This is a genomic window from Paenibacillus sp. FSL L8-0470, from assembly GCF_038008625.1.
Taxonomy (GTDB): domain Bacteria; phylum Bacillota; class Bacilli; order Paenibacillales; family Paenibacillaceae; genus Paenibacillus_AQ.
In genome coordinates this window covers 6,933,408-6,947,864 of record NZ_JBBOZM010000001.1, presented here as the reverse complement: position 1 = coordinate 6,947,864, position 14,457 = coordinate 6,933,408, and the positions used below count along the sequence as shown (strand labels likewise).

The window sequence follows — 14,457 nt, the reverse complement described above, 5'->3', positions numbered from 1 at the left end:
AGCCTATTGTCTGCATTCATTAAGGAGCTCCTCTAAATAAAGAGCTGCATGTCACTTTCCAGCGCATCCTTCAGATAGGTGGCCGCATCAATGATCTCCACCTCGGGCAGAAACTCCTCCGGCTTGAAGCCCATGATCTCTACGGACAGCTTGCAGGCGTAGAATTTAATGTTTTTTTTGCGGGCGCCCTTGAGAAAATGAATCAGCTTCGGCGCGCCCTGATCCTCCATCATTTCCTCCAGCATCATCCGTCCAAGACCGCTGAAGTTCATCCGCGAAAGCGGGAGGTGCTGTGGTCCCTTCGGTGTAATGACATCCATCAGCTTTTCATAAATTGTCTTATCCTCAAGTGTCATCTTCTCGGGGTCGCGGACAAGGAAGAGTCCCCAAAAGGCGAAAAACATTGTGACCTCAACCTCAATATCCCTTGCGGTATTGGCCAGAATCAACCCGGCCATCGCTTTGTCATATTCCCCGCTGAACATCAGCAGATTCATCTTTTTGCCCATCGCTGCATTCCTCCGTCACATCATAGAATGACCTTAGTATGGTTAACGTGAGGAGAAGTATGCCTGCTGTCATAAGATGTTCCAAATGCCGCTAGGCGTGTAGGGGATTGGCTCGATTGGATCTATCCTGTGACTGTCCTGAGAGGGGATGTGCTATGGCTGGTTGGATTTCCCGGCATATATCTGCAGCAAAACGGCAGGCCCGTTAATCCGGGTCTGCCGTAAGATGAATCACTTGGTTCATTCAACGTTTTCACTGCAGCGGGAGCTATGTCAGACGATACAGTACTGCGCCATGCGGAGCAATCTCGCAAGCGAGCTCGTCTTGCACGGGGCCAACCTCCGCCCCGCTCCAAAGCTCCTTGGCAGTGACTGGTCTCTCAAGGCCCAGTTCTGCGAGAGTTACGCTGACCCTCTGGGTGTTTTCGCCGGTATTAAACATCGCGGCATAGCGGCACCCGGAGTCCCCTTCCGCCGTCCAGACCACGCGGTCTCCTGCCCGGCTGATGAGGCGTGCGCCGTTGCTGTTGCGGTGCATCTCCAGTACATCTGGGTTGGTCAGCAAGGAAAGGGTCCAAGCGTCGTTATCGCGAAGTTCGCCGCCGAAGAACAGGGGCGAGCGGAAGATGCTCCACAAGGTCATCATGGTGACCTGCTCATCAGGCGTGAAGCGAGTCCAGCGGTCAGCCCCGCCGCCGTCTACGGAGCGGATGCCGATATGGCCCAGCGGCAGCATATCGCAATCCGGCCAGCTGCCGGCTTCGGCTTTGCCTGCCCACGCCTCACAGCGGTCAAACATATCCAGGAGCAGGTCCCAATGATCCCAGAAGTCATCGGTGATCCGCCACATATTGGCATGTTGGCCGAGGAAATCTCCATAAGAAACCGGTGCCGGTCCCGGGGAGAGGCTTAGGATCATCGGGCGTCCGCAGTGCCGGATCGCATTCTGGATCAGCTCAATCTCGGGCTGGTGTGTATCGTACAGTCTGGACGCAGCAATATCATCCACCTTCACAAAGTCTACGCCCCATTCGGCATACAGCTCAAATAGGGAATTGTAGTACGCTTGGGCACCTTCCTTGGCAGCATCAACCCCATACATATCGGTGTTCCAGGGGCAGATGGAGTTGGGATGGGCGATGTCCCGGGCGGTCGCTCCTGAACCTTTGACCGGGGTGGCGGCATGCGCCGCCTGTCTTGGAATTCCGCGCATCAGATGAATGCCGAATTTAAGGCCCAGACTGTGTACATAATCAGACAAAGGGAGAAACCCCTTGCCGCCTTCTGCCGAGGGGAAACGGTTCACTGCCGGCATCAGCCGGGAATATTCGTCCATTTCCAGCGGAACAAAAGGACGGTACTGCGAAGAAATTGCCCCCGGCTCATACCACTGAATATCCACAACGACATATTCCCAGCCGAAGGACTTCAGGTTCGCCGCCATATATTCAGCATTTCCGCGGATTTCCTGTTCCGTAACTGCAGCTCCATAGCAATCCCAGCTGTTCCAGCCCATAGGCGGTGTTTTCGCATACTGTAAGTGACTCATTATGATGATCTCGCTCCTTAAACCCCGGAAGGGGTTGTAGAATAAACTTGCTCTAATAGATCCATCATAAAACACTTTCAAAACCCATTTCTACAGTAAAATAGTTATCTCAATAGCACAAAATTGCGCATGGCGGGAATTTAACTGAAGAACAAACGGTTATACTGGAGGCTGCCGTTTCCGGTGCGGAAATTGCCAGGCGTTTGTCCCGTCAGCTTGTGAAACACTTTGATGAAATAGCTTCCGGTGGAATATCCGACCTGAACCGCGATGGCTTCAATACTGTGGTCTGTTGTCCGCAGCAGATCCACCGCCCGCTCGATACGGATGCGGTTCAGGTATTCATTGGGTGTTACACCGACATATTTGCTGAATGTCCGCAGCAGATGGAATTTGGAAAGTCCGAGCTTCTCCGCAAGCTCTTCCTGGCCAATCATGGAGTTGTGATGGCCTTCGATAAAAGTAACGGCATCCCTAACCGCCGCCGGCCACTCCGTTTCATGGCGCGGCCCGCTGGACGACAGTCTGCCGAGCTCCATCATGAATTGATACAGCAGCGAGGAGGCGATGTAAGGATCGGTGATTTTTCCGCTATGGGCTTCCCGGGTAATATCCCGCAGCATGCGGATGGGCAGGCTTCCCGTGTCGATGACCGGCGCCGGACCGAGCTTGACCTTGATCTCCTCCCAGAGGGGCTGTACCAGCTGCGGCCTGAAGAGCAGGAAATAAAACTCCCACGGCTGGGAACCGCCGGGATAATAATAGCTGTGGCTGCTGGGGATTTCCGCCAGAAATGCCCGTCCGGAGCTGATTTTGAAGCTCTCGTGTTCCGTGCTGAATACCCCTGCGCCCTCAACTGTATATTGGAAGAGTAACAGGGGGCCGTCACGTCGCTCCATTCCATTCCAGTGGTAAGAAGCATTACTTACAATCTCATGCCCGACTGCAAAGAGGTTGCAGAGCGGCAACTGCTCCGGCTCGCTAAAGCGGAAGCCATACACCCCTAAGGCCTTTTCATTTTTCACAGAATCCCACCTCCGGTAGTGCTTACTTATTATATATAGTACAGAAAAAGCTCCCCAAAGGGAGCCTGAGACATACGGTACAGTATCTTCCCGGGCAACATCAGGAAGCAAGCTTGAAGATCTCATCCGCAGGAAGCGGAGGGAAGTAAAGAAATCCCTGGATATAAGGGCAGTCATGCTTAATCAGGAACTGGGCTTGTTCAGGCGTCTCTACACCTTCCGCAATCAGGTCATAACCAAGCTGGGAGGCGACATAAACAATTGACTTAATAATGGTCTCATCAATGGAGCTGACACCAATGCCGGTAATGAAGGTGCGGTCAATCTTGATCTTGTTGACAGGGAAATGCTTCAAATAATTCAGTGAAGAATATTTGGTGCCAAAGTCGTCAATCGAAACGACAATCCCATGGTCGCGCATCTGCTGCAGCAGCGGATAATGCTCCTCGAGCAGGGCGGTGCTTTCTGTGATCTCGAATTCCAGCATATTCGTCTCCAGCCCATATTGCTCAAGCACGCCAAGGAGGTTCTCTATCAGATTCCGGTTATAGAACCAGCTGTTGGAGATGTTGATGGATGTCCGCAGCAGCGGCATGCCCATCGTTCTCCATTCGCAGAGCTGGCGGCATACTTCCTGCAGCACCCAGTCGGTGAGCTGAATCATTAGCCCGGCGTCTTCCACAGCAGTGATGAAGGCTCCGGGCCCGATCAGCCCCTTCTCCGGATGGTTCCAGCGGATCAGGGCCTCCATACCAACCATTTGGCCGGTGACGGCATTGATCTGCGGCTGATAATGGAGCACGAATTCTTCACGCTCCAGCGCGGAATGCAGATACTTGGAGATCATCGTTTTCTGCTCCAGCTTCTCGCGCAGCTCCCAGTCAAACACGAAATAATTGCTGTCTTCCTGTGACTTCGCCTGATACATGGACATGTCGGCGAATTTCAGCAAATCCTCCTTGTGGAGGGAATGCTCCGGATAAAGAGAGATCCCTATGCTGGTTGAGAGACTTAAATATGCCCCGGCAATCAGCAGTGTTTCAGAGATCAGCAGGCTGATATGCCCGGAAATTTCAGGGATCTGCTCCCGCGGCAAATCGGAGAAGATCATTACGAATTCATCGCCGCCGGTACGCGCGAACAGCTTGAAGGGCAGGCCGCTGTCCTTCAGCCGGCAGGCCAGTGTTTTGATGACCTGGTCGCCCGTGGAGTGGCCGAGGGTGTCATTGATCTCCTTGAACCTGTTTAGATCAAAAAAGAACAGCGTATAGGTCTGCGCAGGTTCGGCGCATTGCAGCAGCCGTCCGAATTCATCCATGAAGTAACGCCGGTTCGGAATTTCCGTCAAACTGTCATAATGGGCAAGTTTTTCATATAGGCGTTTGGATATTCGGAGATCCCGGGTGCGGATATTGACCACGCGCTCCAGTTCGCGGTTGAACCGGTCCTGATGCCAGAAGATATACAGAATAAAGGCCATAACGAGCAGAAAGGAAATGTCGATCCACAGGACGCTGCGGAAGATCTCCCATTTCTTGTGCGAAGAAAAGGGGATTCCCATCAGCCAATGCTGATTTTTAATTTCAATGGGAACCGTGACCTGCTCTTCGTTCCCGTGGGCTTGATTGCCAAATAAAAAGGTATGGTCTTCATCTGTTACATACATGGGGGAGTCTTTAAACAGCAGCTGGTTCTCAATATCATTGATCTTCAGTGTGACGGAAACGATGCCGGAGAATGAGTTGCCGTTATAAATAGCTTGCCTGATTACCATGCCGAAGGCACCCTGGGCAAGTACCCGGGGACCGTCCACCGTAATGCCCCGGGAAGTGATCGTTTCTTGAATCAAACCGGGCGAGGACAAGTCGGGATCGAGCAGGAGACTTTTATTAAGAATCGCTGTATTGCCTGAGAGAGGATAGAGATAACGGATGAGGCCGTCCGGAGCGATCATAATATTCATAATATTGCTTGAATTGTTATAAGCCTTCATTAAATATTGATTAATAAGCGCTGGCTCAGCATCAAAGCCGACCGTTTGAATAAAGGAACTAACACCTTTGACAATCGAAACCTTCTCTTCAATGTTCGATGATAACATGACTGCCTTTGAGGACAAGCCGGCTTTTTCAGCCCGGTATTCCCGGTTCACTGATAAGGAGTAATAATAGAACAGAGAGAGCTGCAGCACGACTAAGAAGCCGAGGATGATCGTTAAAGGCTTTTTATTAAAGAAAGCCATGGAATGCCTCCGATACCCGAAATTCAACATTATATTAATAACTCATTAGAAGCTGTTCCAGCACCGCAGAAAAATGTCGAGATATGTCGTGGGTGTTTCTTTAGCATGTCATTTTTATCGCCTTTGTGCAAGGAAAAACCTAACAAGAACCCCGTAAAATCCAAAACGGATAAATACGTTCCGCCTAAAGGCAGCCTGTATTTATCCGTTGCTCTAGAAATGAGTACATTATGGACTTTGTGCAAGTGAAGAGACGGGATTATTTCTTGAAAATACCCAGTGGTGCACCGATTGGCAGGAACGTGCGGCCGAAATGAGCGTTGAGCACAGATGCACCGCAGCCGTACAGTGATACGATACCGATGGCCAGTTCCGATACGGCAGCCAGCTTGTGGAAGAATTCCGCAGCCACTCCGAACGCATCAAAGGTCAAGCCGAGGAACAGGAAATCGATCAGTATAAAAATAACAAGCAGCACTCTATTGGCTTCCACAGCGCCAAGGGTCATGAACAGCGTGAAGACCAAATAACCCGCAAAAACAAAGCCGAGCTGTTTGGGATCAACGCCTTCTGCCAGAACCGTACCGAATACACCCAGCTTGATCAGCCAGCTTCCGGCCATGCCGAACCAGAAGAACGCATAAGCGCCAAAAGCGGTCATCCCGAAGGTGTTGTTGTGTTTGGCATCCTGGATAGAAGCGAACAGCTGGGCGAAGGCTCCGAGGAATATAGCCCATGGAATACAGTAGCTGAGACCTGTTGTAATTTCGAGCTTTTGTGAAGAAGCGACCAAGGTGACGATAGCCAATCCGAACAAGCCGATGGCGCTGGGGTCGGCAGTGACGATTTTGACGGATTGTGTTTGCGGTTGCGCTGACATAGCAATTAAAGCCTCCAATTTTCATAAGTGTTCGCATAGGATCACAGCACCCGGAAAGGGGTGCTGTAATCAGCTTGCCTATCATATCATATCGTTTTGAGCTTGCCTACAAAAAAAGAGTGCTCATTTACTGTGGTAAAGGAGATTATTTTGCGTTAAAAAGTCAGGGATATCCTGGAATTTTACCGGCCTGCTTATATAGTAGCCCTGCAGCTCATCACTGCCCAGGTCGCGCAGCATGTCGAACTGCTCTTTCAGCTCGATTCCTTCGGAAACTACCTGCAGTCCAAGAGTATGGCTAAGCTCGATAATAGCCTTGATCAGCACGTCACCCTGCGGGCCCAGTGTCATCTCGGAAACAAAAGAACGGTCGATTTTGATAACATCAACGGGAAAGCGCCGCAGGTAACTGAGGGAAGAGAAGCCTGTGCCAAAGTCGTCCAGGGAAATGCGGAAACCGTGTCCCCTGAGCTGTTGCAGTGAATGGAAAATACTGTCACCCGACACCAGCACGCTCTCCGTAATCTCCAGCTCCAGGCATGAGCTGGGCAGCCCGTATTCATGGAGCAGCTCCAGCAGCAGCTCAGACAGTCCCGGCTGCATCAGCTGCATGGCGGAAATGTTGACCGCCACGGTCAGCTCCAGCCCATTCTGCCGGAAAGTACGCAGATCGGAGCAGACCTGCCGCAGCACCCAGCTCCCGATGTTTACAATAGAGCCGCTGGTTTCGGCGAGCGGGATAAACTCGCCGGGCGAGATAGGGCCGTATGCAGGGCTTGTCCAGCGCAGCAGCGCCTCCAGCTTCGAAACCTTCAGGTTGCCGGAACTGAGGATCGGCTGATAATGGACTTCAAATTCATGATTCACGGCTGCGGAGAGCAGCAGCTGGGAGAGTACATTTTTGCGGCGGATACTTTCTTCAAGATCCTCAGAGTATTGAAAAATATTGTTGCGGCCTGTTTCTTTGACATGGAACATGGCCAGATCGGCCTGTTTGACCAGAAAGTCGGCGTCTTCGCCGTTCTGCGGATAGATGCTGACGCCAATGCTGGCCGTATTGTAGAGGAGATGTCCCTGTATGCGGTGGGGCAGCGACAGCGTCTCCCGTATGCGTAGCAGCTGCTCAGAAATGCTGTCCGAATCGGGGATATCGGCGAGCAGGATCGTGAACTCATCGCCGCCCAGACGGGACACCACATCACAACGTCCGATAACTTGGGAAATCCGCAAAGCGATCTCCTTCAGCATGGCATCACCAAAGTCGTGGCCGAGTGTATCGTTTACGGTTTTGAAGTGATCCAGATCAATAAATACCAGTCCGAGTTGTCTGCCGGTTCCTTTAATTGAAGCAATCGCTTCATTAAGCTTCGCGAAGAACAGCGAACGGTTGGGCAGCTGAGTCAGAGGGTCAAGCATTGCTTGCAGCTGCAGCTCTTCCTGCGCCTGCTCCAGGGAATCAATCATCCGGTTAAACTCCTGCTCCACATCGCTGAATTCGTCTTTGCCGGAAGGGCCAATCCGGATGGATAAATCCTTGCTTCTGCCGATAGCCCGGATATTCCGGGTCAACAAGGAGATTCTTACGAGGATAGATTGATTGACGAAGAGGAGACTGGCCCCGCTTATTAGCATAGTGACGGCAAGAAAATACTGTTGGAAGCTGTTAATCGACTGCAGTCCGCTTACGTAGATCTGACGCGGATGCTTAAGGGTGAGAACCACACCGGGGTTGCCGAACAGGTCGTATATAGTTGTGTGAATGGACATTACATTGTTCGAGGCAGGGCTCATCCAGATATTGCTTCCGTTGCTCTCCGCGAGTCTGCCGGAGTTCACAGGGTTGATCTGGATGGTGGACGTTGCCTCATTCCAGATCTCTGTGAGCTGCTCCTGCTGCAGCATTCTGCCGGCTACTGCTGTTCCAACAACCGGTTTCGTTTTGCCGCTGTTTACAATAGGGGTCAGGGTGATCAGCATAGGGCCTTTATCCAGTAATACAATGCCGCTTGTGCTATCCTCTGCGCCGGATAATTTCGGAAGCCGTTGATGAATATCCCTGAACAAGGTGATGATCTCCGGTGTTAGCGGAGATAGATTGCGGGAGTCCGGATTGTAGGTTTCCCCGTACAAGGGGGTACCCGAAGGGTTCAGCAGGGCCATCATATCAAAATGGTTAATCTCATAAGTTGTCCGGCTATAGTTACTGCTTAGGTAGGCGTCACTAATAGAATCTGCGGGGTCCGTGGATTCCGCAAACCGGTAGGATTCATCCCAAACCGAATATTTAAGCAACTGGGTCTTCATATTCTGCAGCTCATTCTGATAAGAGGAGACGGCATTCTCCAGCTTATCCCGCAGTGCGGCTTCATCCAGCTTCTCGAAGCGGCCCAGCAGAATCAGGTGCAGGAGCAGATAAGTCAGCCCTAAGCCGGATAGGGCCACGACACAGATGAAGATCACTATTTTTTTGCGCAGCTTCATGTTGCTCCCCTTAGTATCTATAGAATTTATAGGAAATAAGTACCATTATAACCAGTGTACCATGATTAGGGAATATTTTGCAGCGCTTTTCTGCCCTAACTGTCGAAATTTGATGTATAATAATTAAACAATAATAATTATCACATTATAATAGAAGGGGACCACCTTGGGCATGAATAAATGGACATTTTTTAAGAAAGCTACACGGTTTGGAACCATCCCAGTTATGCTCATACCGGTTGTCTTGGGAACTGTCGGGGCATATGTATGGGAGGGAGAGTTCCATCCGTTTTTGTTTGTTATAACGATCATCGGGGCAATATCTGCGCATCTGTTCTCTAACATGGTGAATGATTTATGGGACTTTCGCAACGGAACTGATATGGAGGCAAAAAACACACCGGGGATGATTTCCACAAACTCCGGTTTTTTGTCCGGAGGTCTGCTCTCGGAGACCGTTTTCGCAGTATTGACCTGGAGTTTGCTTGCAGTCGCCGTGCTTTGCGGCGCGGTGCTCAGTATTTATAGCGGCTGGGAGATTCTCTGGTTTGTAGCGGCAGGGGCACTTATCGCCTATTTCTATGTCGCTCCACCACTGCGTTTTGGGTACCGGGGCAAGGGTTACAGTGAATTCGCCATTTTCGTTGCGTTTGGCATTATGCCTGTACTCGGCTCTTATTTCGTGCAGACTGGCGAATTCAGCCTGAAGCCGGTGCTGCTTTCGGTTCCGGTTGGACTTCTGACGACGCTGCTGCTGTTCAACCATCATTTTCTGCACTGGAAAGCGGACGAGCAGGCAGGCAAGCGTACGCTTGTTGTCGTTTGGGGAGAGCGCAAGTCGCTGATCTTCTCGCGTGTGCTGCTTTATATGTCCTACGCTTCTCTGATCGTCTGCGTGGGCTTTGGCGTGCTTCCGGTTTATGCGCTGCTTGCACTGCTCACTGCGATTGCGCCGGTGCATGTATACCGCGGCCTGCAGCCGCAAAATGCCTCGCCAGCCTATCTGCCGCTGATGGGCGCCTCCCAGCAGGCCTCCGTGCGCTGCGGTGCAATTATGGCGGTAGCGCTGCTGCTTCAAGGCTTTATGTAAAGATTGCTGAACATTAGATGATAGAAAGAGAGTGAACCCCATGGACAAGAACAAAACAAGCAATGAAGATGCACAGGCTGCACAGTATAACCCGACCATACTCGGAGACTTTCATACTATTCTGTCGGAGGGCAAGGTCTGGAAGACCGGAGGATTCACCTTGCCGGATGGTTCTTTCTGGGCTTACCGTGAGCCGGAGGCTGTTGTGATTGTGCGCAATGGCTACCTTTATGTGCGGGCCCAGCTGTCCCGCCAGAACAACCATGTGCAGATTCTCGACAATGCCAAGCATATGTATTATTCGGCTCAGCCGGTCGAGGTGCCGGAGAGCGGAGAGGTCAGCTTCGAGCTGCAGATTCGCGCCCGCACACAGGGTACGGCACCCGGAGACCTGTATGATGGTTATGTTTCGCTGAATCTGCTTGATTTCACGACGGGTGCGGCGCTTGATTTCTTTGCCGGAAACGACAAATATGCCAGCGTCTACGGAGTTCTGCCTTTCCCGGGCGTGCAGGTTCCTGAAACCGGGGGAACGAAATACTTCTGCATTTTCAAGGAAGATACGGACTTCAAACCGCGTGAATTCAACACGTACAAGATAACCTATAACCGCGGGAACGATGAGGCTGTGTTCTATGTCAACGGCAAAGAGGTGCGGCGCGAGCAGCATGTGCCGATCAAATTCAACAGCTTCACTGTAGCACTGGGCATTATGACCGAGAAGGACCTCACGCCCGAAGGCAGTGTGTCCGCCCATGGCCAGACAGTCATCGCCGAATGGTCTCCGCTGACCATAACAACATCCGCACAATAACCGTGCTTATTTGACAGATGAGGGTGGATCACCTTGAATGTAAAAAGTTTCCTGAGATTTGTAGAGCTGCCGACCAAGGTGGCTAGTGTTATCCCGTTTCTGCTCGGGTCATTGTATGCTCTGTACCGGTTTGAGGATTTTTATCCTCTGCGTTTTGCGCTCATGTTCGTGTCCCTGCTGAGCTTCGATATGGCGACAACGGCAATTAACAACTATTACGATTTCAAAAAAGCGGCCAAAACCCACGGCTACGGCTATGAGACCCATAATGCCATTGTTCATTACAAGCTCAAGGAAAGTACTGTGGTTGCGACGATTATCATCCTGCTGGTGCTGGCGGTTGGGGGCGGGATTGCCCTTGTCTCCCAGACTGGTCTGATCATATTTTTGCTCGGCGGATTGTCCTTCCTGATCGGGATCCTGTATTCATTCGGGCCGATACCGATCTCGCGGATGCCGCTGGGTGAGCTGTTCTCCGGCCTGTTTATGGGCTTTGTCATCATCTTCATTTCGGCTTACATCCATTCCGACCAGAGTGTTGTTACCCTGCTGTTCCGGGAAGACTGGATTGATCTGCATATCAACTTTGTGGAGGTCCTGTATCTATTCTGGTTTTCGGTGCCGGCGATTCTGGGAATTGCCGGAATCATGCTGGCGAACAACATCTGCGACATTGAGGATGATATGGAGAACCGCAGGTATACACTGCCCGTCTACATCGGCCGCAGCAATGCGTTACTGCTGTTTAAGCTTCTCTACTATGTCTCCTTTCTGGATTTGATCGTGCTGCTGCTGCTTGGCGTCCATCCTGTTCTGGTTGTGCTGCTGCTGCTGACACTGATCCCGCTGCGCCGCAATATTGCCCTGTTTTCTGAGAAGCAGGAGAAGGCGACGACCTTTATCCTGGCAGTCAAAAATTTCGTGCTGATGAGCATGGCCCGCGTTATTGTGCTTGGAGTGGCCGTTGTGCTGGATATTTGGATCACCTCATAACATCATCCTACCTCTGTAAATAGAGATAAACCTTATTCTATGATATGGTGTCTATAGGTATAAATAGACAATCTAATACAAGGAAGGTGTACAGCTATGGCGCAGAAACTTCGTTGGGGAATTATGGGATGTGCCCAGATTGCCACAAATTCGGTCATGCCGGCTATTCAGGAATCGGAATCCGGCATCATCGCAGCAGTAGCGAGCCGTGGACTGGAGAAAAGCAGTGCCGTGGCTGCGGAGTTTGGGATAGAGAAGGCCTACGGTAGTTATGAGGAGCTGCTTGCGGATCAGGATATTGATGCGGTCTATATTCCGCTTCCGAATCATCTTCACCGGGAATGGGTCATCCGCTCTGCGGAAGCTGGCAAGCATGTGCTCTGTGAGAAGCCTATTGCGCTTAACAGTGCTGAGGCGGCAGAGATGGTGGAAGCATGCCGGAAGGCCGGTGTTCATCTGGCTGAGGCCTACATGTACCGGCATCATCCGCGGATTGCCGAGGTGCAGGACATTATCGCCCGGGGAGAAATCGGTGAGCTCCGGTCAATCCGCGGAACATTTACATATAATGATGCCGGGGATACGACGAATATCCGCTTTAAATCGGCTTGGGGCGGTGGTTCTTTGTACGATGTCGGCTGTTACCCGCTCAGCGCGGCGCGTATGCTGTTCGCTGCGGAGCCGGAAGCGGTAACGGTACAAGCGATGTTCTCCCCGGAGCATGACAATGTGGATATGATGGCTTCAGGTCTGGTTGAGTTTCCAGGCGGAGTAAGCCTGATCTTCGACTGCGGGATGTGGGCCTACAACCGCCAGCTACTGGAGTTGCTCGGCACGGAGGGCCGGATTGAAATTCCGATGCCGTTCAATGCGAGATTTGAGGATGCGGAATTCATCCTGCATACGTGCGGCGAAGCGAAGGTGATCGAAGCTACCGGCGCAAATCCTTATGTCTGGCAGGCCGATAATTTTGCGGCGGCCGTTTCCGGGGTTAAACCCAGAGTAGCAGCAGATGATCCGGTGCTGAATATGCGGCTGATTGAGACCTGCCTCGATTCTGCCCGCCGGCGGGAACGGATTCTGCTGTAATTTTTGTTGCACACATAAACGGCTGCGCTGTCCTGATTCAAGGACGGCGCAGCCGTTTTTTTGGAAAGATATGAATTTATATGTTTCACGCTATAAATTATCCTTCTATTTCTCGCTGAAACGGATGCCGTTCTTTTGAGGACGGCGAAGCCGTTTGGACTTGGGTGAATACAGGTCAGACACTGAATTATACGGCGGATGCAATAAGCTCATCTTCGTCGTTGTTGTTATTGAAGGCATCCCGGTCGAACTCTCCTTCGGAGTTGGCGACCAACAGGGCGGTGACGGTTGTACCGGTAGCATTTACAGCTGTGCGGCCCATGTCGATCAGCGCTTCCACACCGGCGACGATTGCGATACCTTCAAGCGGCAGGCCCAAAGCGGTAAGTACGACTGTTGTCGAGATCACTGCGGGTCCGGGCACACCGGCAACTCCGATCGAGGAAATGATGCTGACAAAGACCAGCAGAATATAGTCAGTCAAGCCAAGATCTATTCCGAATACCTGTGCAGTGAAGACAGCAACAATGGCCGGCCAGATCCCGCCGCAGCCGTTGAAGTTGACTGACGCCCCAAGGGGAGCGACAAAGCTGGCGATCCGGGGAGAAATATGCAGCCGTTTTGTAATAACCTCAAGATTAACCGGAAGTACAGCGTAGCTGCTTCTGGTTGTAAAGGCCACGGCAACGGTGGGATAAATTTTGCGGAAGAAGCGCAGCGGATTGACCTTGGCCACAAAAAATACGAGCCCGCCAAACACCAGCACAAAATGGATAATCAGTGCGACGTAGGAGGTTATAATTACACTTCCCAGCTCCTGCAGCGTTTCCCAGCCATAGCGGGCAGTGATGCCGGCGATAAGTGCAAAGACACCGTAAGGCGTCAGACGGATGATGAATTTAACGACCTGATGCAGCACCAGTGTCAGCGATTGAATGAGGTCACGCACAGGCTTTACGGACTCTGCATTTTTCGATCCGATCTTGATGATGGCCACTGCAAGGAAGATTGCAAAGATAAGCACCGGCACAACCTTGCCTTCAGCCGCTTCATTGATCGGGTTGGAAGGCACAAGGTCAAGAATGACCTGGGAGAAGGCCGGAATTTCACGGGCGGTGAAGTCGGCCGGCACATCCTGCTGAATGCCGTTTCCCGGGTTGAACAGCAGTGCAACCAGTAGTCCTATTATTGAAGCAATACCCGTTGTTCCAAGGAACCAGGCAAAGGTCTTGAAGCCGATCTTACGCAAATATTCCAGATTGGTCAGCGATGCAATGCTGTTAAGCACCAGAACGAAGACCAGAGGGACAACCAGCATGCGGATTAGACTGACATAGATGCTGCCGAAGGTGGTGATAGCCTTGGTGTCAAACTCCAGATTCTGAAAAAGGATGCCGACGACCAGACCAATTGCCAGAGCTACAATGACCCGCGTACCAAACCCGACTCGCTTGCGGGCCAACAGGAAGAGTACCCCGAATACAAAAATCGATACAACAAAGCCATACCAGTTGCTTTCGATGGCGGTGATCAAGTTGTTGTCGATAGTAGACATTTTTAATAATACCCCCTAATCTAATTGGTTATATAAGAATTAATGTGGGATAAATATACTGGAAGTTCCTTTGTACTGTCAATCCTTTTTTAAAAGATAAGAATTGTAATTTTCACGTTGATTCGTAATCTTAATATCTTCTTGTGAATGTATAAGTTTACGGGTTACTTGTTGCGATTACTCACATGAGGAACGTTGTAAAATTTGATAGAATAGGAATAGTATTGAAA

The 14,457-nt window shown here is 51.2% G+C and carries 11 protein-coding genes; 4 read left to right on the top strand and 7 right to left on the bottom strand.

The window, feature by feature from the left end:
- Nucleotides 1-32: 32 nt before the first annotated feature.
- From NST99_RS31645 to NST99_RS31620, 6 genes are all read right to left on the bottom strand, one after another.
- On the bottom strand, nt 33-509 hold the full coding sequence (locus NST99_RS31645; RefSeq protein ID WP_038597634.1) for a DsrE/DsrF/DrsH-like family protein: 477 nt from the start codon (nt 507-509) through the stop codon (nt 33-35).
- 268 nt (nt 510-777) lie between these two features.
- On the bottom strand, nt 778-2,058 hold the full coding sequence (locus NST99_RS31640; protein WP_341096972.1) for a glycoside hydrolase family 27 protein: 1,281 nt from the start codon (nt 2,056-2,058) through the stop codon (nt 778-780).
- 140 nt (nt 2,059-2,198) lie between these two features.
- Nucleotides 2,199-3,083 carry an AraC family transcriptional regulator gene (locus NST99_RS31635; RefSeq protein ID WP_341096971.1) on the bottom strand — a complete coding sequence of 295 codons (885 nt, stop codon included), beginning with the start codon at nt 3,081-3,083 and terminating at the stop codon, nt 2,199-2,201.
- Between the two features lie 100 nt (nt 3,084-3,183).
- Complete coding sequence (locus NST99_RS31630; RefSeq protein ID WP_341096969.1) at nt 3,184-5,325, bottom strand: bifunctional diguanylate cyclase/phosphodiesterase; 2,142 nt, start codon at nt 5,323-5,325, stop codon at nt 3,184-3,186.
- Between the two features lie 259 nt (nt 5,326-5,584).
- A complete protein-coding gene (locus NST99_RS31625) occupies nt 5,585-6,205 on the bottom strand; it encodes an acetate uptake transporter (RefSeq protein ID WP_341096967.1) in 621 nt (206 codons plus the stop codon).
- A gap of 123 nt (nt 6,206-6,328) precedes the next feature.
- The gene (locus NST99_RS31620; RefSeq protein ID WP_341096965.1) at nt 6,329-8,686 is read right to left on the bottom strand and encodes a bifunctional diguanylate cyclase/phosphodiesterase; all 2,358 of its coding nucleotides are present in this window, start codon (nt 8,684-8,686) and stop codon (nt 6,329-6,331) included.
- A 172-nt stretch (nt 8,687-8,858) separates the two neighbouring features.
- Between NST99_RS31620 and NST99_RS31615 the strand changes: the two genes are divergently transcribed.
- From NST99_RS31615 to NST99_RS31600, 4 genes are all read left to right on the top strand, one after another.
- Entirely contained in the window at nt 8,859-9,776 is a 918-nt protein-coding gene (locus NST99_RS31615; protein ID WP_341096963.1) for a prenyltransferase, read from the top strand.
- A gap of 40 nt (nt 9,777-9,816) precedes the next feature.
- Nucleotides 9,817-10,590, top strand: a complete 774-nt coding sequence (locus NST99_RS31610; protein ID WP_341096961.1) for a DUF6081 family protein — start codon at nt 9,817-9,819, stop codon at nt 10,588-10,590.
- 33 nt (nt 10,591-10,623) lie between these two features.
- Nucleotides 10,624-11,583: a 1,4-dihydroxy-2-naphthoate polyprenyltransferase gene (locus tag NST99_RS31605; RefSeq protein ID WP_341096959.1), complete on the top strand. Its 960-nt coding sequence runs from the start codon at nt 10,624-10,626 to the stop codon at nt 11,581-11,583.
- A 96-nt stretch (nt 11,584-11,679) separates the two neighbouring features.
- Complete coding sequence (locus tag NST99_RS31600) at nt 11,680-12,672, top strand: Gfo/Idh/MocA family protein (protein WP_341096957.1); 993 nt, start codon at nt 11,680-11,682, stop codon at nt 12,670-12,672.
- A gap of 187 nt (nt 12,673-12,859) precedes the next feature.
- On the opposite strand, the gene NST99_RS31595 is transcribed toward NST99_RS31600, so the two are convergent.
- Entirely contained in the window at nt 12,860-14,227 is a 1,368-nt protein-coding gene (locus NST99_RS31595; protein WP_341096955.1) for a dicarboxylate/amino acid:cation symporter, read from the bottom strand.
- Nucleotides 14,228-14,457: the final 230 nt, after the last annotated feature.